The organism is Paenibacillus sp. GCM10028914, from assembly GCF_042666275.1.
Taxonomy (GTDB): domain Bacteria; phylum Bacillota; class Bacilli; order Paenibacillales; family Paenibacillaceae; genus Paenibacillus_AQ.
Window position 1 is genome coordinate 11429 of the sequence record NZ_JBHTFO010000018.1, and the last position, 19506, is coordinate 30934.

General features: G+C 43.9%; 16 protein-coding genes. 14 read left to right on the forward strand and 2 right to left on the reverse strand.

From position 1 onward, the window contains the following. Position 1: 1 nt before the first annotated feature. The gene (gene spoVB / locus ACFQV5_RS20595) at positions 2-1585 is read right to left on the reverse strand and encodes a stage V sporulation protein B (protein ID WP_379249514.1); all 1584 of its coding nucleotides are present in this window, start codon (positions 1583-1585) and stop codon (positions 2-4) included. Positions 1586-1759: 174 nt separating this feature from the next. Here spoVB and ACFQV5_RS20600 point away from each other — a divergent pair, with 174 nt between their 5' ends. The 6 genes from ACFQV5_RS20600 to ACFQV5_RS20625 all read left to right on the forward strand — a co-directional run bounded on the left by ACFQV5_RS20600 (position 1760) and on the right by ACFQV5_RS20625 (position 8398). Next, positions 1760-2017 carry a post-transcriptional regulator gene (locus ACFQV5_RS20600; RefSeq protein WP_379249516.1) on the forward strand — a complete coding sequence of 86 codons (258 nt, stop codon included), beginning with the start codon at positions 1760-1762 and terminating at the stop codon, positions 2015-2017. A 132-nt stretch (positions 2018-2149) separates the two neighbouring features. Further along, on the forward strand, positions 2150-3400 hold the full coding sequence (gene secD, locus ACFQV5_RS20605; RefSeq protein WP_379249518.1) for a protein translocase subunit SecD: 1251 nt from the start codon (positions 2150-2152) through the stop codon (positions 3398-3400). Continuing rightward, positions 3390-4295, forward strand: a complete 906-nt coding sequence (gene secF, locus ACFQV5_RS20610) for a protein translocase subunit SecF (RefSeq protein ID WP_379249520.1) — start codon at positions 3390-3392, stop codon at positions 4293-4295. Before secD ends, secF begins: the two co-directional genes overlap by 11 nt. Positions 4296-4425: 130 nt before the next feature. Continuing rightward, positions 4426-5394: a cation diffusion facilitator family transporter gene (locus ACFQV5_RS20615; RefSeq protein ID WP_379249522.1), complete on the forward strand. Its 969-nt coding sequence runs from the start codon at positions 4426-4428 to the stop codon at positions 5392-5394. A 55-nt stretch (positions 5395-5449) separates the two neighbouring features. Continuing rightward, complete coding sequence (recJ, locus tag ACFQV5_RS20620) at positions 5450-7852, forward strand: single-stranded-DNA-specific exonuclease RecJ (protein ID WP_379249524.1); 2403 nt, start codon at positions 5450-5452, stop codon at positions 7850-7852. Positions 7853-7882: 30 nt separating this feature from the next. Further along, a complete protein-coding gene (locus tag ACFQV5_RS20625) occupies positions 7883-8398 on the forward strand; it encodes an adenine phosphoribosyltransferase (protein ID WP_379249526.1) in 516 nt (171 codons plus the stop codon). Between the two features lie 98 nt (positions 8399-8496). Here the strand turns inward: ACFQV5_RS20625 and uraA are convergent, their stop codons facing one another. After that, complete coding sequence (uraA, locus tag ACFQV5_RS20630; protein ID WP_379249528.1) at positions 8497-9807, reverse strand: uracil permease; 1311 nt, start codon at positions 9805-9807, stop codon at positions 8497-8499. Positions 9808-10107: 300 nt separating this feature from the next. Between uraA and ACFQV5_RS20635 the strand changes: the two genes are divergently transcribed. The 8 genes from ACFQV5_RS20635 to aspS all read left to right on the forward strand — a co-directional run bounded on the left by ACFQV5_RS20635 (position 10108) and on the right by aspS (position 19464). Then, entirely contained in the window at positions 10108-12288 is a 2181-nt protein-coding gene (locus ACFQV5_RS20635; RefSeq protein ID WP_379249530.1) for a RelA/SpoT family protein, read from the forward strand. Between the two features lie 121 nt (positions 12289-12409). Continuing rightward, positions 12410-12853, forward strand: a complete 444-nt coding sequence (gene dtd, locus ACFQV5_RS20640) for a D-aminoacyl-tRNA deacylase (RefSeq protein WP_379249532.1) — start codon at positions 12410-12412, stop codon at positions 12851-12853. 90 nt (positions 12854-12943) lie between these two features. Continuing rightward, the gene (locus ACFQV5_RS20645; RefSeq protein ID WP_379249534.1) at positions 12944-13108 is read left to right on the forward strand and encodes a hypothetical protein; all 165 of its coding nucleotides are present in this window, start codon (positions 12944-12946) and stop codon (positions 13106-13108) included. A 190-nt stretch (positions 13109-13298) separates the two neighbouring features. Further along, positions 13299-14486 (forward strand): hypothetical protein, encoded by a 1188-nt coding sequence (locus ACFQV5_RS20650; RefSeq protein ID WP_379249536.1) that lies wholly within the window; start codon positions 13299-13301, stop codon positions 14484-14486. 150 nt (positions 14487-14636) lie between these two features. After that, a complete protein-coding gene (locus ACFQV5_RS20655) occupies positions 14637-15143 on the forward strand; it encodes a type 1 glutamine amidotransferase domain-containing protein (RefSeq protein WP_379249538.1) in 507 nt (168 codons plus the stop codon). Positions 15144-15221: 78 nt separating this feature from the next. Further along, complete coding sequence (locus ACFQV5_RS20660; RefSeq protein WP_379249539.1) at positions 15222-15659, forward strand: hypothetical protein; 438 nt, start codon at positions 15222-15224, stop codon at positions 15657-15659. 734 nt (positions 15660-16393) lie between these two features. Then, positions 16394-17638 carry a histidine--tRNA ligase gene (gene hisS / locus ACFQV5_RS20665; RefSeq protein ID WP_379251092.1) on the forward strand — a complete coding sequence of 415 codons (1245 nt, stop codon included), beginning with the start codon at positions 16394-16396 and terminating at the stop codon, positions 17636-17638. A 47-nt stretch (positions 17639-17685) separates the two neighbouring features. Then, complete coding sequence (gene aspS, locus ACFQV5_RS20670; protein ID WP_379249541.1) at positions 17686-19464, forward strand: aspartate--tRNA ligase; 1779 nt, start codon at positions 17686-17688, stop codon at positions 19462-19464. Positions 19465-19506: the final 42 nt, after the last annotated feature.

Sequence of the window (19506 nt, forward strand, 5' to 3'; positions counted from 1 at the left end):
TTTATCGATTGAACCATTTCCCTATCACCGGCATCCGCACGAGGTCACGAAAAGTTACGAGTTTCGTCATAAAAACGACGATAATATATAAGAATACACCTGCTCCTGCTGCGGTTAGAAATTGAAGCCAAGGGATATTCAAGAATGGAAAGTGCTGATAACTCATTAAAACGGCGGCGCCCATAATAAGCATAACTGCTGCTGTTTTGATAAAGTCTATTAGTTTGAATCGGAAACCGATTAATCGGGAGATGCTGTACCCGTGAAGCATTGTCACAGCGATACTGTTTACAATGATAGCAATGACTGCTCCTTTAATACCAAATGCGGGATTAGAGGATAAGTATAAGATTAGGCATATTTTGATTAGAGCACCGACCAGTGTATTCATTAATGCTCTGCCAGGACGATCTAGCGCCTGCAGGGCAGCTTGGAGCGGTGCCTGTACATAAAGAAACAATGCAAACGGGGCCATAATCTTAAGCATGCTGCTAATGTCTGTGTTGTTATATAGCATTAGACATAACGGTTCTGCCAAGATGTACATGATAACGGCAAAAGGTGCTCCGGTTACAAATGCGAGTCGAAGGGCTTGGTTCATCCGTTTATGGATCGTAACCATATCCTTTCTAGCTGCTGCCTCCGATAGGGAAGGGACCAGTGCTACAGCGAGAGACATCGTAATGGCTCCTGGCAGGAGTAACAGTGGGATGACCATGCCTTGCAGAGCACCATACTGAGCTGTTGCTACAGAGGTGGCGATACCAGCGATGGCCAAACTTCGAGCAGTTATGATGGATTCCAGCAGATAGGAGATGGAACCGACCATTTTTCCACCTGTAACTGGAATGGCGATTCCCAGTAGACGTTTAAGTATACCGCGATTCTGATTTTGTAAAGGTTTGGGTATAGCTTGCGGCTCCTGCTCTTTCAGTACCGGGATTAATTTACGTCTTTCATCTCGGGAATATTGCCAGAGTAAAACGAACATTCCAAGAAGCTCTCCAACAGCTGTTCCGAGCATGGCTCCAGCGGCTCCATAAGCCAGTCCTTTTGGCATAAGAAGGTGTGCAAACCAGAGCATACACACAATTCTAACGATAGTTTCAATGATGGATGATGCTGCGGAAGGAACCATGTTTTGCTTACCTTGAAAATATCCCCGATACACTGCGGAGACGGCAATGATTATAATCATAGGTGTCATGCTGACAAAGGTTTGATAAACCCGCTCATCAGGCAGAATGACACTTGTAACCCATGGAGCGAGCAAGAGACTGAGAAGCATAAACAGCGTGCCAAGTGTCAGGGTCAGAGTCAAGCTTGTACGTAGGATGCGCCTAGAGTAGTCGCTATTTCCAGAGCCTTCTGCTTCAGCTACCATTTTTGCAATGGCTAGAGGTATACCGCCAGTAATGATTGTGACTAAAACGATAAAAAATGGGTAACCGAGCTGATAAATACCGACTCCCTCTGGCCCGATAATTCGTGGCAGAGCAATCCGAGGTATGAATCCGAGCAGCCGATTAATAATACCGGCTGCTAATAGAATGATGGTACCTTTGATAAAAGACTGCTTGTTCAATGCTCATCCCACTCCCTGGTAAAAAAGAATCCATAACGCCCTATTGATATGGATATGCCTAACATGTCCAATCTGATGCTTTACTTTTTTGTAAAGAGCATGATATGAAAAGAAGGGAATGATGTGTTGTTAGTCGAATGTAGAGTTTTGAGGTAACAAGAGGAGGCAACGAAGATGGGATTAGAATCGATGAGTGACGAAGAATTGACCGCCACGATTGAAATGATCTGTTCCAGCAAGGTTGAAGAATTTCGCATGATAGGTTACGAATATGTCACTACCGATGATATTTGGAGATGCGTGAGTAGTAAATATGAGAAGAAGGGTATTCCTCCCCTTCATCAACTGGTAAACGATGTGTTATCTTTGAAAGCAACTAGTTTGATGAATTATATGACAATATCAGCATATAAGGGATCTCCTTTCGATTAATCGAGGGTTGATCCTTTTTTTGCTCATTTTTCGGATATTTTAACCAAATCGACAATTAATGATAAATTGACTGGATTTTGAGGCATGGCTATAATAGGAATATTGAGAATAGAAAGGGGAACTAGGGACGGCATGAAGAGAATCATCAGTTTCATCGTTACCGTACTCGTGGTCACCGGTATCATGGCTGTATCGAGCCCGGGGTTGTTAAAAGACGTTCGTTTAGGTTTGGATCTTAAGGGCGGCTTTGAAATCCTGTATGAGGCAGAGCCATTGATTGAAGGTCAGCAGGTTACAAAAGAAGCCCTGCAGGAAACCGCAAAAAGCTTACAGAAACGTGCAGACGCTATGGGAACGACCGAACCGGAAGTAACACCGGAAGGAACTAACCGAATTCGACTGAAGGTCGCCGGTGTAACCGACGAGGCAGAGGTCCGCAAGACGATGAAAGAACCAGCAAACCTTACGTTCCGAAGCAACGACGGATGTAAAGAGGGAGAAGAGTTCTGTAAGATTGAGCTTCGTGGTGACGATTTTGTAGAAAATGGCGCTTCCGTTGTTTATGATTCTTTGAATCAGCCAATGATCGACATCAAGGTTAGAGATAAAGCGAAGTTTGCTGAAATCACAGAACGTCTTCTTGGACAAGAGCTTGCCATCTTTATGGATGACGAATTGTTGTCTGCTCCAACGGTACAAGCTGTTTTGACAGATGGATCAGCACAAATCACAGGATCATATTCCCTTGATGAGGCGAAAAAGATTCGTGATACGATTAACCTAGGTGCACTCCCGCTGAAACTGACTGAGAAATACTCTCAAAGTGTAGGCGCAACATTGGGTATGGAGTCTCTTACTAAGACATTGCAGGCGGGATTGATTGCTTCCGCGGCTATTCTGATCTTTATGATTGGTATGTATCGTATTCCAGGTTTACTTGCAAGTTTTGCACTTATTGTGCACACTTGGTTACTTATTCTGATATTTGTTTTGGCTGACTTTACACTGACATTGCCGGGGATCGCAGCATTTATTCTGGGTATCGGGATGGCAGTTGACGCTAACATTATCACCTACGAACGTATACGGGAAGAAATGCGTAGTGGAAAGAGCATTGCCTCATCTGTTAAAGCGGGTGGTAAGAACTCATTCCGTACGATCATGGATTCTAACATAACGACGATTATTGTAGCTGGGGTTATGTTTGCGTTTGGTACGGGTGCTGTTAAAGGATTTGCACTTGTCCTTATCTTGGAGATTATCGTTAGTATTGCGACGAACGTATACTTCTCCCGCTTCTTGCTCAATTTGCTTGTTAAGATGGGTTGGGCTAGCAAGCCGAAGCATTTCGGGGTAAAGGAGAGTGACATTCGTGCGCTTTAAAAATTTTGATTATGTAGGTGCCAGTCGGTACTTCTATACGTTTTCGATTATTCTTACCATCGTGGGCGCGATCTGCCTTGCTGCTCTCGGTCTGAATTATGGTGTTGACTTCCGTTCAGGTTCCAATGTGGATATCACAACATCCAAACAGCTCACAGTAGAGCAACTTGAACCGATTCTGAAGGAAGCTGGTATTGAAGAAGCAAGCATCACCCCGGGGAATGACCGGGTTAACATCCGACTCAGTCAGGTGCTCACTGAACCACAGGACCAAGCATTAAAAGCGGGTGTTCACAAACTGGACGAGTCTGCCTCGTTTGAAGTGAATACCGTTGACCCTGAAATGGCAAAAGAGCTCGGACGAAATGCAGTTTATGCGGTATTATTGTCATGTGTCGGGATCATCATTTACGTCAGCATTCGCTTTGAATGGCGGTTTGCCATTGCGGCAATTGTCGCACTATTGCATGATGCTTTTGTCGTGATCAGTATTTTCTCGATCTTCCGTTTGGAAGTTGATTTGACTTTCATTATCGCAATTTTGACAATCATCGGTTATTCGATTAATGATACCATCGTTATCTTTGACCGTATCCGTGAAAATCTGCGGTTTGCTAAAATTAAGAAGTATTCTGATCTTGTTGAATTGGTTAATCGGAGTTTGTCTCAAACCATTGCCCGTTCATTATATACCGCCCTGTCGGTATTCCTTGCAGCGTTCTTCATGCTCATCTTAGGTGGAGAATCGATTCAAATGTTCTCATTGGCAATCGTGATTGGTTTGTTATTCGGTGCTTATTCTTCGATCTTTATCGCGAGCCCGCTTTGGCTCTTGCTGAAAGGTAAAAATGCAGCAAAGCCTAAAGCTCCAAAGCCAGCGAAATCAGATATTTAGAATCATCGTAAGGTAAGTTTCACAAGGATAGCTAAACACTACTATTCATGTAGAAAGCCGCGTCGTAGGCGACGCGGCTTTCTAAGTTACAGGCGTATGCGTTACAGAGCATAGCTGAGGGGGGCCTCATGTGAATAACAAACGATTGTCTCATACGGACACAGCCGTTTGGATCGGAATCATAAGCGATTTTACTGTAGCTATAGGCAAAGGAGCCGTCGGCTATTTTTCCGGTAGCATAGCTCTTATGGGCGATGCACTGCATTCAACTGCCAATGCTGCTACACTGCTTGCGGACCGCCTGCCATGGTTTGAAGGATGGAAATCATCAAGCCGCAAAGGAATGAGAGCTTCGCTACCACCTGCTGTACCTTTTATGCCTATCTTATTTTCGGTAATGATATTAATGGGCGGTCTTCAAATCGCTATCTCATCCGTGAGGAATCTTTTAAAGGAAACATCCGAGTCTTCTGGTGAGCTGGTACTTGTAGCTGTATTAATATCGCTTTTTGTAAATGAGGCTGTTTTTCAATACCAGTATCGTCTGTCCAAGTCTAAAACAGATCGACAATTTATGCTTTATTCAGAGAATCACCGTTACGGCTTATATTCTTTATTGATTGTTCTGGTCGGGCTGTTTTTATCCAAGATTGGATCTAACTATGAGGTGCCGGCTTTGCTGCACATGGATTCAATAGCAGCTCTTATCGTGTCAGGGCTAGTATTACGAAAAGGTTGTTTACTTATCATTCGCTCTCTGAAGGGTGCGCCTTTAGAAAAGCCTCAGCATGATCATTTTGCAGATTATATGGATACGATTCAAAGGGTCCATGGGGTCATTACAATCGAAGATATAAAGGTGCAAGAGCATGGACAATTGCGTCAGGATCAGGTTAACCTTGATGTGAAAGTCAGTGTGAATCCACGCATAACAGTTTGGGAAGCCCATGAGATAGCAGATCGAATTCGCAAGCTGTTGTTGCATCGCTTTGTACATGTAACAGAAGCGAACGTAAATGTAGTTCCTTATGTACCTGGCTATCCATACAAATCGAATTACGATTTGATGGACAACGATCTGCCAACACTACCACAGTGATTTTACATCAAGACAGGCAAGAACGGTACTGAAGCGAGAAGAAAGGTGAACTATTGTGCTATATTCCAAGTATGAATGGCGAATGCTATCTACTGATGAAGAGATGTCTGGCCAACTAGCAGAGGAACTATCGGTATCTCCTTTGCTAGCTTCACTAATGACTGCTAGAGGCATTACCTCTCCTGAGGAAGGGGAGCTATTTCTGAACGGGACATTTGAATTGACACATGATCCGTTCTTAATGCTCGGTATGAATGAAGCGGTCTCCCGGATCCGAAAGGCGATCGAAGAACATGAGCATATTTTGATATATGGGGATTATGATGCTGACGGTGTGTCCAGCACTTCCTTGATGATACAACTAATGCGCTATCTCGGTGCTTCATATGATATTTATATACCTCATCGTTCTAACGAGGGGTATGGACTTCATAATCATGCGCTCGATTGGGCCCACCAACAAGGTGTATCCCTAGTAATAACCGTAGACACAGGTATAAGTGCAGTTGAACAAATCGCTTATGCCAACGAACTTGGTATGGATGTCATTGTTACGGATCATCATGAGCCTCCGGAACAACTTCCAGATGCTTATGCTCTGATTAACCCGAAGATATCCACATGTCCTTATCCCTTTAAAGGATTGGCGGGTGTAGGGGTTGCTTACAAGTTAGCGCAGGCACTTGTGGGTACGCCTCCGCTGGAATGGCTCGAAATTGTAGCTATCGGAACGATTGCAGATCTTATGCCACTGACCGACGAGAATCGCATTCTGGTGAAAAAAGGTCTGGAGTCGATGAGGAAGACCCGTTTTATCGGAATCCGAGCACTGCTTGAGGTTGGAGGAGTAAATGTAGAGCAGGTAAGTGCTCTTAATGTAGCTTTTGCTATGGCTCCACGAATTAATGCGAGCGGTCGATTAGATCATGCTGGAAGAGCTGTAACACTTTTAACGACAGATGATCAGGATGAAGCAGAACGGCTAGCTTGGGAGCTTGATGCTCTGAATAAGAACCGACAGCAAGTTGTGGAACAAATTGTTCAAGAATCGATGCAGATGATACAAAGTCGCTGGGGATATGATAAACTTCCGCCAGTCATCGTTCTGGCAGGAGAAGGCTGGAATGTAGGTGTGGTAGGAATCGTAGCCTCTAAAATACTGGAGCGTTTCTATAGACCTGTTATTGTACTCGGGATTGATCCGGAGACCGGTAATTGTAAAGGCTCAGCCCGTTCTATCCCTGGGTTTGATATTTACGAGGCGCTGCACTCCTGTAAGGAGCTTATGCATCATTTTGGCGGACATCCTGCTGCTGCAGGTATGAGTTTGCATACGGAACAGTTGGAAGAGTTCGAAAGAAGCTTATGTTCATTTGCAGATAATGTATTGAGTGATGAACACTTTATCCCTGTTTATCAAGCTGATCTGGAGTGCTCTGTTTCAGATGTTCCACTGAAGGTGATTGATGAATTAGAGGCGCTTGGACCTTATGGAATGTCTAATCCGGTTCCCAAAATGATCTTTCGTGGTATGGAAGTAATAGATGTACGTAAGATGGGCAAAGAGAGCAAACATTTAAAGTTGCGTTTCGAGCAGAATGGTAACCAACTTGAAGCCATTGCTTTTGGTTTAGGCCACCTCGCGGATGTACTTCCAGAAGGGACGAAGGTCGATGTGCTGGGTGAGCTATCTGTCAATGAATGGAACGGAAATCGAAAGCCTCAGCTTATGATTCAAGACATGAGTGTACCTTATCAGCAGGTTTTTGACTACCGCGGAGTGAATGATCCGATTCAGGAGTTAGAGCGGCTGAGAGAGGCACTGGAACCTCACTTACACTGTCCAGCGTCCCGATCAGGAATCGTATTAGCAGAGAATTCCCAAGATGCTATAAAAAGTCATTTGTATGAAATGTCCCTTTGGGTATATGATAGGAATGCTGGCATTTTGCCGATGAATGAAGTCGCAGAAAAAGGCGGCTGTGAGCCCATTTCAGTGTTGTTTGTTCTAGACGTACCGGAGACACCGGGACAGCTTGATGCATTGCTGTCGACGTTTCGCTCCGTGCCGAATATATTTTTGCTGCATCCGGTCCGTAGCAAGCGGGATTCACTACAAATACCGACTCGGGATCAATTTAAAAAGCTCTATATCATGCTTGCCAGCTTATGCTCGAAGCCTGTTTCTGAAGAGAAAGTAATTGCTCAGATGCAGAGATCGTCAGCACTTTCGCAGCGTATGCTTGGCAAAGTGCTTGATGTATTCGAAGAGTTGGTATTTATTAAGCGTGCTGAAGGAATGATTACCTTCATAACAAAACCGGAAAAAAAACCGCTCGATGCATCCCTTCATTTCAGGGAGCTGAATGAGCTAGCAGAAATGGAGCAGCATTTGCTACATGCAAGCACTGAGCAACTAACTCATTGGATGATGGCCCGAACGAAAGGTGTATCGTAAACGGTATTACTGACTTAGGAGGAGATTTTATTGGATTTTAAAGACTATATTCGTGTCATTCCGGATTTTCCACAACCAGGAATCAGCTTCAAAGATATTACGACATTACTTAAGAACGGCGAAGCTTATCGGAGTTCAATCAATGAACTGAAAAAGATGGTTGAGCATCTGAAAATTGATGTTATCGCTGGTCCTGAAGCTCGTGGATTTGTGGTAGGCGCTCCACTAGCTTACGCATTAGGCGTTGGCTTTACTCCAATTCGTAAGAGTGGCAAACTGCCGTATGAAACAATCGAAGCAGGATACGATTTGGAGTATGGTAAAGACAAGCTGGCTATGCATGTTGATGCTATTGAAAAAGGACAGAACGTTCTTATAGCAGACGATTTGCTTGCTACAGGTGGAACGATTGCTACATCAGTAGATTTGGTCCGTCAATTGGGCGGTAATGTGGTTGGAGCGGCCTTTATGATTGAGCTTACAGAGCTTAATGGTCGTGATAAGCTGCAGGGAATCGATGTATTTACACTTATGCACTACGAGTAAGAATAACGTCTTATATGAGCGGATTTTCCCGGGAAATAATAAAGAATAAGCCCTCCGGCGCAAGTTACCGAAGGGCTTATTCTTTTATGTCTTATCGTTTATTTTTCAGCAGCGGGTTGCTTGTCCGCTTTTTCATTCGAAAGACCGAGAATGTCGAATAGTTTAAACAGGATTGCTAGAACCATACCGACGATGGTTGCAAGTGCCATACCCTTAAGTTCTACGTTACCGAGTTTGAAAGTAATACCACTAACTCCGACAACGAATACAAGTGAAGCGAGTAGCATATTACTTGCTTTGGAAAAGTCGACGCGTTGCTCAACAAAGATACGAAGACCGGAAGCTGCAATTACACCGAACAACAGCAATGAGACGCCTCCCATAACGGGTTCTGGTATGTTTGCGACAATAGCAGAGAACGTACCCGAGAAAGACAGCAGGATTGCAATGACGGCTGCTCCGCCAATAACTCGAACAGAGTATACCTTGGTCAGTGCCATAACACCGATGTTCTCTCCATAAGTCGTATTTGGTGTTGAACCTACAAAGCCAGACAGGATTGTGGAAATACCGTTCCCTAGGAGAGAACGATGAAGTCCTGGGTCCTTTGAAAGATCTTTACCAACGATATTACTTGTTACAAGCAGGTGACCAATATGCTCCACGATCACGACTAAGGCAACCGGAATGATTGTGAAAACGGCCGCCCAATCGAATACTGGTGTCGTCATATGAGGAGCCGAAAAGAAGCTTGCTTCTTTAATGTTTTCAACTTTCACAACACCGAATGCAAAGGATAATGCATAGCCTGTAACGATACCGATCAGAATATGAATAATTTTAGGGAATCCGCGGAATAGAATAGAACCCAAAACAGTTACACCTAAAGTGATTAAGGAAATTGTAATGGTGGTAGGATCGATGGACCAGTTGGCTGCTTCAGCCGGATCGGTTGGAGGAAGGAATCCTGCCATTCTAGCTGCGACCGGAACAATTTCCAGACCAATCATTGCGATGACTGCACCCATGACAGCTGGTGGGAATGCAAAATCAATCCAGCGGGTACCGGCATACTTGACGATTAATGCGACGATACAAAAGATAATCCCAGTTACAATAAAGGCTCCAAGCGCTTTACCATAATTATCGCCCGGATTTCCGTTGATAACAATGCTGACCGGTGCGATGAAGGCGAAGCTAGAACCAAGATAAGCAGGGATCTTTCCTTTACATAACAATATGTAGAGCAGTGTGCCAATTCCGTTCATCAGCAGGATCATACCTGGATCCACACCGAATATATTCGGCACAAGCACCGTGCTTCCGAACATGGCGAACAAATGTTGCAGACTTAGTAGAAAGCCTGGGCCAAACGGAAGCTTTTCATTTACTTGAATTTCACGTTGCAAACCAAATCACTCCTCTAGGACTTTTTTATCATACCGACCGTACGTTACATGATCTTTAATAGATTAAATACAATCGATTATTTTTTCAATAACATTTTTTTGTGATTCGGCATAAAATGCATCCCTGTAAAAATTTGGTGGTCAACTGCGTTGAAGCCCGAAGTAATGCGTGTTTACTAAGGGTGCAGTGTTGACGTGAACCGTTGTAAGCGTCATAATGATAGGAAACATTCGATGAGGGAACCTGCATGTTTTAAAGCGGGTTCCATTTTATATAGAAAGGGAAGAGAAGGATTAAGAATGGGCATAGAGCGATTACTTGAGAAGGCTGGCGCCTATATTAAAGAACCCGATCTTCTCCGTATTCAGGAAGCTTATGAATTTGCGGAGCAAGCCCACCATGGGCAAGTGCGGAAATCGGGAGAACCATATATTCTTCATCCGCTCGCGGTAGCTGAAATTGTTGTTAATATGCAAATGGACACGCTGTCTATTATTGCTGCGCTGCTGCATGATGTCGTTGAAGATACAACGGTTTCCCTAGAGCAAATCCGCGATAAGTTCGGCGATACATGCGCTATGTTGGTGGATGGGTTAACCAAGCTGGAACGAATTAAGTTTGGTTCTAAGGAAGAACAGCAGAACGAGAACTACCGTAAAATGTTTATTGCGATGGCACGGGATATTCGTGTAATCGTTATTAAACTGGCAGACCGTCTTCATAATATGCGAACACTTAAGTATCAGTCCGAAGAAAGTCAGCGCCGTATTTCACATGAAACGCTGGAAATCTTTTGCCCTATTGCACATCGGCTCGGTATTTCAGCGATTAAGTGGGAGATGGAGGATATTGCACTTCGTTATCTGAATCCCCAGCAGTATTACCGCATTGCGAATCTTATGCATAAGAAGCGTGCTGAACGCGAGCAGTACATCGACAATGTTATTGGGCGTATTCAGGAAAAATTGGACGAAATGGGTATTGAAGCTGATTTGTCCGGTAGACCGAAACATATTTACAGTGTGTATAATAAAATGTCTGTTAAAAATAAACAGTTCAACGAGATCTATGACCTACTTGCAATTCGGATCATTGTTGATAATATCAAAGACTGTTATGCGACATTAGGTATTATTCACACGTTGTGGAAACCGATGCCAGGTCGATTTAAAGATTATATTGCTATGCCAAAAGCGAATATGTACCAGTCTCTCCATACGACTGTGGTTGGACCGAATGGCGAGCCGACAGAAGTTCAGATTCGAACCGTTGAGATGCACCGGACTGCTGAATTTGGTATTGCGGCCCACTGGGCCTATAAGGAAGGTTCCGGAGCGGGTGATTTTGATAATAAAATGACCTTTTTCCGTGAGATTCTAGAACTTCAGCATGAAGCTAAAGATGCTTCTGAATTTGTAGAATCACTCAAAATGGACTTCTTCTCCGATTTGGTGTTTGTGTTCACGCCAAAAGGAGAAGTGATTGAGCTCCCAGCGGGATCAGTTCCACTGGATTTTGCTTATCGAATTCATACGGAGGTTGGTAACCGGACGATCGGGGCTAAGGTAAACGGACGAATTGTTCCTCTAGATCACCAATTGAAAACGGGGGATATCATTGAAATCCTGACTTCTAAACATTCTTATGGACCTAGCCAGGACTGGTTGAAGATCGCACAATCCTCCCATGCCAGAAGTAAAATTAAACAATGGTTTAAGAAAGAGAAGCGGGAAGAGAATGTCGAGAAGGGCCGTGACATGGTTGAACGTGAGTTGAAGCGTCTCGGTGTTGAACCTTCCGATTGGATGGGCGACGATAAGATGATGGAGGCATGTAAGAAATTTGCCTTCAACGATATTGAGGATATGCTCTCTGCTGTTGGTTTCGGAGGAATTACAGCTGCTCAGATTTGTACCCGCTTGACAGAGAAGCTCCGCAAAGAGAAGGAGCAAGAGGAAGCAAGTCTGCTTGAGCTGACTTCTGAAATGAAGGAGATAAAGGCGCCACCTGAGAAGCGGAGTCGTCCGACTAACGGTGTGTGTGTTAAAGGCATTGACAACTTGCTCGTTCGTTTTGCCAGATGCTGCAATCCGGTTCCAGGGGATGACATCGTTGGCTATGTTACACGTGGACGTGGTGTATCCGTGCATCGATCTGATTGCCCGAACTTGCCTGCAACGGGTGATGGTGAGGAATCTGCACGTGTTATTGAGGTTGAATGGGAATCATCGATTGAAGCCAATTACAGTGTCGATATTGAAGTGACTGGACATGATCGCAACGGACTTCTTAATGAAGTGCTTCAAGCTGTATCGGAAAGCAAAACGAATATTTCTGCTGTGACAGGTCGTTCGGATAAGAACAAGATGGCTATGATTCACATGACAATTTTGATCCGCAATACCGATCATCTTCAGTCGGTAGTAGAGCGCATTAAACGAGTGAAGGACGTCTATACTGTTCACCGAATTATGCAGTGATTGATTTCACTGAGATGAAGTGTCATACGGTTTATCGCCGTGTTCCACAATAACTACGCGGACTGGCTTACCTAATAAGGGGAGGCTGTCCGCGATTTTTTATGTTAAGGAGTCTGATATCATGAAAGTTGTTATTCAGAGATGTAAGAATGCCCAAGTGACAGTTCATGAAGAAGTTGTAGGAGCCATTGGGGAAGGACTTATGGTGTTAGTGGGCGTTACTCATGAAGACGAAGAGAAGGATGCAAAATACCTGGCTGATAAAGTGGCGGGGTTAAGAATATTTGAGGATGAGCAAGAAAAGATGAATTTCAGCGTACTTGATATCGGTGGAGCTATTCTATCCGTTTCTCAATTTACGCTCTACGGAGATTGTCGCAAAGGAAAACGTCCTAACTTCATGGCAGCGGCTAGACCGGAGCAGGCAGAAAAGCTGTACGAAGCGTTCAATCGTGAGTTGGCTGCAAAAGGTCTTCAAGTGGAAACCGGAGTGTTCGGGGCAATGATGGATGTGTCGTTAACGAACTCGGGCCCGGTAACCATCATTATCGATAGTCGTAATTGAAAGAGGATAAACGCATAAGATGAAGATAACCTGGACATGCTGTGAAACAGAGATGTTTGCTTACATCACGGTATAAAGGAGTTATTGTTTATGCGAATATCCCCTAAGTTTGCTAATTGTAATACTTTATCTCTCATCAAGTCTGGCTCTGTCAGAGAGACAGAGAGCCTAAGTCGATCCATTGTACTGCCTGTAGATCCGTTATGGAAGATGGACGTGAAAGCCAGTGAGCGGGTGTACTTACCAAGAAGATGAAGAATGAACACCAATATATTATACAAATGAATATATTGAAGCACTCATTAGAAATTCAAGGGTATGAAAGAATCCCTGCATTTTAAATGAGTGTTTTTTTTCACGATTTAAATCAAACTAAACAGTTAAAGACATTGTTATTCCATATATGGTATGAGCAGACTTCTGCACAATTTGAAGGAGGGATGATGTGTTAAAGTGGAAAATATACTTTTTCGCGCTACTTGTCTTACTGGTTACATTGACAGGATGCTCATCCCCGGATCAATTGAAGGAAAATGAATACATAGCAAAAACTGATTTTCCATATATGTATCGAGGTAGTATGTATGGGACTGGAGTGGCTTTCAGTGATCAGGGATATTATTTTTTGAATGGAAATTATCTTTATTACATGGATCGTCAAGGCACAAATCCTGTTCTTTTGGACAATCGACCTGATAACGGTTGCTTAAAGAAAGAAAGAGGTACCAATTGCAATGCATATGTTTCAAAGAGACACAAATCACAATCAGTTTTATTGCAGTTTTATAAAGATTATGTATACACTATTGAATCTACAGATGATGGAAGTGGGAGATCTGGAATATATGAATTGGTTAGACGGAATCCAGATGGAAGTAAGCGGAAAGTAATGAGGTCCTTCTCACATGGCTTGATGAAAGAAGCTGCTATTCATCGGGGCTATTTTTATTATTTGGTAGTGGATTATAATGAGGGAATGAGACAAACTCACCAACTTCTTCGGTTACCGCTTGATAAATTATCCCGTGAACCAGAAATAATATATAAGAAAGAGAATGAAGATGTAGAAGGATCTGGGGTTTTTCGAATGTTTGTCTATGGGTCACAGATTTACATCGATGAGAATACGGAGGATCGTTGGCGTATGCTCCGCTATGATCTTAACGATGCAAGTGTATCTGCAATATGGGAACGAAATGATGGATCACATCCTATAATCCAAGCAATTCATGGACAAAATATATACTTTAGCTATAGATATTTAAATGCAGATGCTCTTTGGGATTGGTTGGACGAAAGATCATTGAAATTCTACTCCTCTGAGTTAGATGGTAATAATATTCAAGAAACAGATATTCCTTCAGCACCAATCTTTCCTGCATTATACACGGATGACCGCTATACTTATGTTCATGGTGACGAGATAGCCATATATAAAAATGATAAATTGCTTCAGAAGGTGGATGTGTCTATTTACCCGGTAACTAAAAGCTTAACTACCGGTGATGAGAGATTTATGTTTTTGTTTTTCATAACAGATGACCTGCTCAATATTCACTTTCTAGATAAGAATGAAATCGAGTCAGGGACTGCAAAATTTAAACCATTGATAGAAACTCCGTTTGAACCTTAAGGTGATAACTTAACTGCGATATGCAAGGACATCCGCCAATTGGCGGTTTTTTTTGTTAAATAAGGATTAGTTTAAGCAAATCCATTGTTATAAAAAAAGCACAACAGGGTAATAAGATGCTAAGGATAACTTGAAAGGAGACTGAACATCATGAGTAAAGTAGCTTTTCTACTAGCAGATCAATTTGAAGATTCAGAGATGCAAGTTCCTTATGAGGAAGTAAAGAAAGCCGGACATCAGGCTGACATCATCGGGCTGAAAAAAGGCCAGGAAGTAAAGGGGAAACAAGGTAAAGTAACCTATACAACAGATAAAGCTATTGCTGACGTAAGTGTTCAGGACTATGATGCGGTGGTTATTCCAGGCGGATCTTCTCCGGAAAATTTGCGACTGGATTCCCATATTCTAAAGTTCGTAACCGAAGCTGACAAGGCAAGCAAGCCGATTGCTTCCATTTGTCATGGTCCGCAAATTTTGGCCAGTGCCGACCTATTGAAGGGTCGTACTATTACATCTTACCCACCACTTCAAGATGATATGGTAAATGCGGGTGCCAATTTTAAGGATGAGGAAGTTATTGTTGACCGCAATTTTATCACTTCACGTACACCGAAGGATGAACCAGCCTTTGTACGTGAGCTGCTGAAAGTGCTGTAATAATTACTTTTTCAGGTTAGAACTTGTTCATGCAACACCGGATTTTCAACATGGTTTTGAAAAAAAGGAGGAATGGACATGTCTAAACAAATTCAAGCATATTTCAGAACAGAGAGTGAAGCGGAGGGAGCAAGAACAACGCTTCAGACGTACAGTATTGATCATTTGGAAGTTGGACAACTCCATGAGAACCTTGGCAGAAGTACGAACATCATCGTTCCTCTCGTGCCGTGGAATATTACAGGCGTAGGGGGAACTGCTCCTGGTTCGGGAGCTGCTGGTGGCGCGGCGGTCGCTCCGGGTGCGGTTTTAGGAACGAAAGACCTGCCGGGTACAGAGCGTTCGGAGGATCTCCCAGAGCCTGAACGTGATGAATGGGTAGATCGTGCTGACTTAACTGATTCGGATTATGATAATCTGAAGTATGTTTTGTCAGGAAAGGTAAATGACGCGGATTATGACGAAATTGTTCAAGTGCTGCGGAAAAACAATGCATATGTTGAGCGTTTTGAATAATTCATAAGCAAATAAGTTTTTGACTAAAGCCTCTGGCAGATCCTGCACTGGATTCCGCCAGAGGCTTTCTGGCACAGTTTAGGATACCGCTTTCACGCTTGTAATATAACTGTAATGTTTGTTTCATGATTCCTTAATATAAGCTGTTTATAATAACAGCATGACCCCCTTTTTTTATATAATGTTTTGGACCTACAACATCGGTTTGTAGGTTTTTTTCTTTTTTTTAGCGGATTTTGTGGAAGTTTCTTGACTTTAGTGCGGCGGTTCATTACAATCTAAAAATATAATGTTTTGGGTAAGATATAAATTATAGATACTGATTTGATGACGGGACCAAGTACTCCATCCCCACAAGATCCAGAGAGGAACCCCTTTGGCTGTAAGGATTCCCTTGATGAGTGGACGAATGACCTCCCCGAGAACAGACGGCGAAACATTACCTGTGTTGCAACAGGTAGATGAATGTAGTAGCCGCTCTGCGCCACCGAGCGTTAACCGGTTTGAAGCGGAGTTATCCAAACAACTTGATCGCATGATGATCATGATGGATGAATCCGGAATGTGGGTGGCACCACGGGAGATAATGTTGATAACAATCTCTCGTCCCTGTTGTTGTATTTACAACACGGGGACGAGAGATTTTTTGGTTTTGCTAGAAACAAGCATACATTAAGTCAGTTTAGAGTTGAAGTAAGTTGGTAGGACTAATGGAGGGATGAACGATGGCGAATATCAAGTTTGAGAAACCGACAGGTACACAGGACTTTTTGCCAGGTACCGTCGAGAAATGGCAGTTTGTTGAAGAGAAGGCACGAGATTTGTGTCGTCGCTATAACTATCGTGAAATTCGCACACCTCTGTTCGAGCAGACCTCGCTGTTTGAGCGTGGCGTTGGTGAGACAACGGACATAGTTGAAAAGGAAATGTACACCTTTATGGATAAAGGTGACCGCAGCATGACACTGCGTCCGGAAGGAACAGCTGGTGTTGTTCGTGCTTTTGTGCAGAACAAATTATACGGTGAGCCTGATGTTACAAAGCTGTATTATATCGCTCCAATGTTTCGTTACGAGCGACCGCAGGCAGGACGCTATCGTCAATTCCACCAGTTTGGTGTTGAGGTATTTGGAGCAGCTGACCCGGCAATCGATGCGGAGGTTATTGCACTTGGTTATTCCTTCACGAAAGAACTGGGTCTTCAAGGTGTGAAGGTAGAGATCAATTCAGTCGGAACGCCAGAAGTTCGAGCGGCTTATCGGGATCGACTATTGTCCTTCCTTACACCGATGAGAGAAAACCTGTGTTCAGATTGTCAGTCCCGGATGGAGCGTAATCCACTGCGTGTACTGGACTGCAAGAAGGATCAGGACAAGTTCGATGGGGCACCTTCGATTCTTGATAGTCTGGATGAAGAGTGCAGCACCCATTTTGAAAAGGTAAAGGGATACCTGGACGCTATGGGAGTGGATTACGTAATCAATCCACGTCTTGTTCGTGGCCTCGATTATTACACTCACACGGCATTTGAATTTAAGGCACAAGGCATTGGAGCCATTGACACTGTAGGTGGCGGCGGCCGGTTTAATGGCTTAGTGGAACAATTCGGTGGACCAGATCAACCGGGAATCGGCTTTGGGATTGGTCTTGAGCGGATCATGTTGATTCTTGAGCATCAAAACATTGAGCTGAACGCGGTTAAGCCGCTGGATGTCTATCTTGTAGCACTGGGTGAAGCGGCTGAAGAGGAAGTGACGAAGCTGATCTACCGTCTGCGCAGCGCGGGCTTCTCAGCAGAACGTGACTATCTTGGTCGGAAGATGAAAGCCCAGATGAAATCAGCTGACCGTCTCCAGGCCCGTTATACGGCTATCCTTGGAGATGATGAGCTTGCTCGTGGAGAAATTGCTCTGAAATCAATGGAAACTGGCGAGCAACGTACCGTAAAGCTGGAAGACTTGCATAAGGAAATAGGTTAGCCTGCCATATTTGGCTTAATTATAAATAAAAGGGGTATGATGGAATCATGAAAAGGACGCATCATTGCGGTCAATTAACGACCGCCAACATTGGAGAAACCGTTACGTTAAACGGCTGGGTACAGACTCGCCGTGACTTGGGAGGCGTACTCTTCATCGATCTTCGCGACCGCAGCGGAATTATGCAGGTTGTATTTAACCCGGATTTTTCAGGTGATGCTTTGGCAATCGCCGATAAGGTTCGCTCAGAATATGTAATCGCCGTATCTGGTAAAGTCGTACAGCGTGCTGCTGAAACCATTAATCCTAACCTTCCTACAGGAGAGATTGAAGTTCAGGTTACGGAAATCGAAGTATTGAATGCGGCAAAAACTCCTCCGTTCTTCATTGAAGATGGTGTGGAAGTGGATGAGCAGCTTCGTCTGAAGTACCGTTATCTCGACTTGCGCCGCCCAGAAATGCAGCAGACACTCATGCTTCGTTCTAAAGCGTCCAAAATATTCCGTGATTTCCTTGACGAAGAAGGCTTTGTGGATGTTGAAACTCCGATCCTGACAAAGAGCTCACCAGAAGGTGCACGTGACTATCTGGTACCAAGCCGAGTTCACCAAGGCGAATTCTTTGCACTGCCGCAATCCCCGCAAATTTATAAGCAGCTCTTGATGGTAAGTGGTTTAGAACGTTACTACCAGATCGCTCGTTGTTTCCGCGATGAGGATCTTCGTGCAGACCGTCAGCCAGAATTTACACAGGTCGACATTGAGACTTCCTTCATGGAGCGCGACGACCTGCTTAACATGATGGAGAAGCTAATGGTTCGTCTGTTCAAAGAAACGATTGGCGTAGAGCTTGCGACACCATTCCAGCGCATCAGCTATGCTGACGCTATGGGCAAATACGGATCCGATAAGCCGGACCTTCGCTTTGGTCTTGAATTGATCGAAATGAACGATATCGTTGCTACGAGTGGTGTGAAAGTATTCGCGTCAGTTATCGAAAAAGGCGGCGAAGTGAAGTGTCTTAACGCGAAAGGCTGCGGTACTTGGACACGTAAAGAGATCGATGACCTCGGTCCATACGCTGCTCGATATGGAGCAAAAGGTCTTGCTTGGATTCAAGTGAAAGAGGGAGAGTTCAAAGGACCTATCGTGAAATTCTTTACCGAGCAGGAGATTGAAGCGATCAAAGAACGTACCGGGGCAGAAGATGGAGACTTGCTGTTATTCTCTGCAGACAACAAAAAGGTTGTCGCAGATGTGCTCGGCGCACTTCGTCTTAAGATTGGCCGCCAGCTTGGCTTGATCAATGACAATGAATTCAAGTTTGCTTGGGTTCTCGATTTCCCTCTCTTAAGCTATGACGAAGAGCAAAAACGCTATGTGGCAGAGCACCATCCGTTCACTCGTCCAAATGACGATGATCTGGAACTGCTCGATACAGATCCACTTGCGGTTCGTGCGCAGGCATATGACATTGTATTGAATGGATATGAAGTGGGCGGCGGTTCCATGCGTATTTATAAGCGTGATATTCAAGAAAAAATGTTTGCGGCTCTTGGACTATCTCCTGAGGTAGCGAATGAGAAATTCGGATACTTGCTGGATGCTTTCGAATACGGTACTCCACCGCATGGCGGAATCGCCTTCGGTTTAGACCGTCTGGTTATGCTTCTTGCAGGACGGAACAACTTGCGTGAGACGATTGCATTCCCAAAAACAGCAAGTGCTACGGACTTGCTTATGAATGCTCCTTCTTCAGTAGATGGAGGACAGTTAGAGCAGCTTCATATTAAGCTTGCGAAAAAACCGGGTGAAGATAAAAAGTAATAAATTATAAATTATTGGGGGAAACGGCTGCATTCCAGCCGT

Coding starts and splice junctions, on each gene's coding strand:
- aspS (WP_379249541.1), top strand. CDS start 17,686: ATGAAAAGGACGCATCATTGCGGTCAATTAACGACCGCCAACATTGGA.
- dtd (WP_379249532.1), top strand. CDS start 12,410: ATGAAAGTTGTTATTCAGAGATGTAAGAATGCCCAAGTGACAGTTCAT.
- ACFQV5_RS20635 (WP_379249530.1), top strand. CDS start 10,108: ATGGGCATAGAGCGATTACTTGAGAAGGCTGGCGCCTATATTAAAGAA.
- ACFQV5_RS20660 (WP_379249539.1), top strand. CDS start 15,222: ATGTCTAAACAAATTCAAGCATATTTCAGAACAGAGAGTGAAGCGGAG.
- ACFQV5_RS20645 (WP_379249534.1), top strand. CDS start 12,944: ATGCGAATATCCCCTAAGTTTGCTAATTGTAATACTTTATCTCTCATC.
- secD (WP_379249518.1), top strand. CDS start 2,150: ATGAAGAGAATCATCAGTTTCATCGTTACCGTACTCGTGGTCACCGGT.
- ACFQV5_RS20600 (WP_379249516.1), top strand. CDS start 1,760: ATGGGATTAGAATCGATGAGTGACGAAGAATTGACCGCCACGATTGAA.
- ACFQV5_RS20655 (WP_379249538.1), top strand. CDS start 14,637: ATGAGTAAAGTAGCTTTTCTACTAGCAGATCAATTTGAAGATTCAGAG.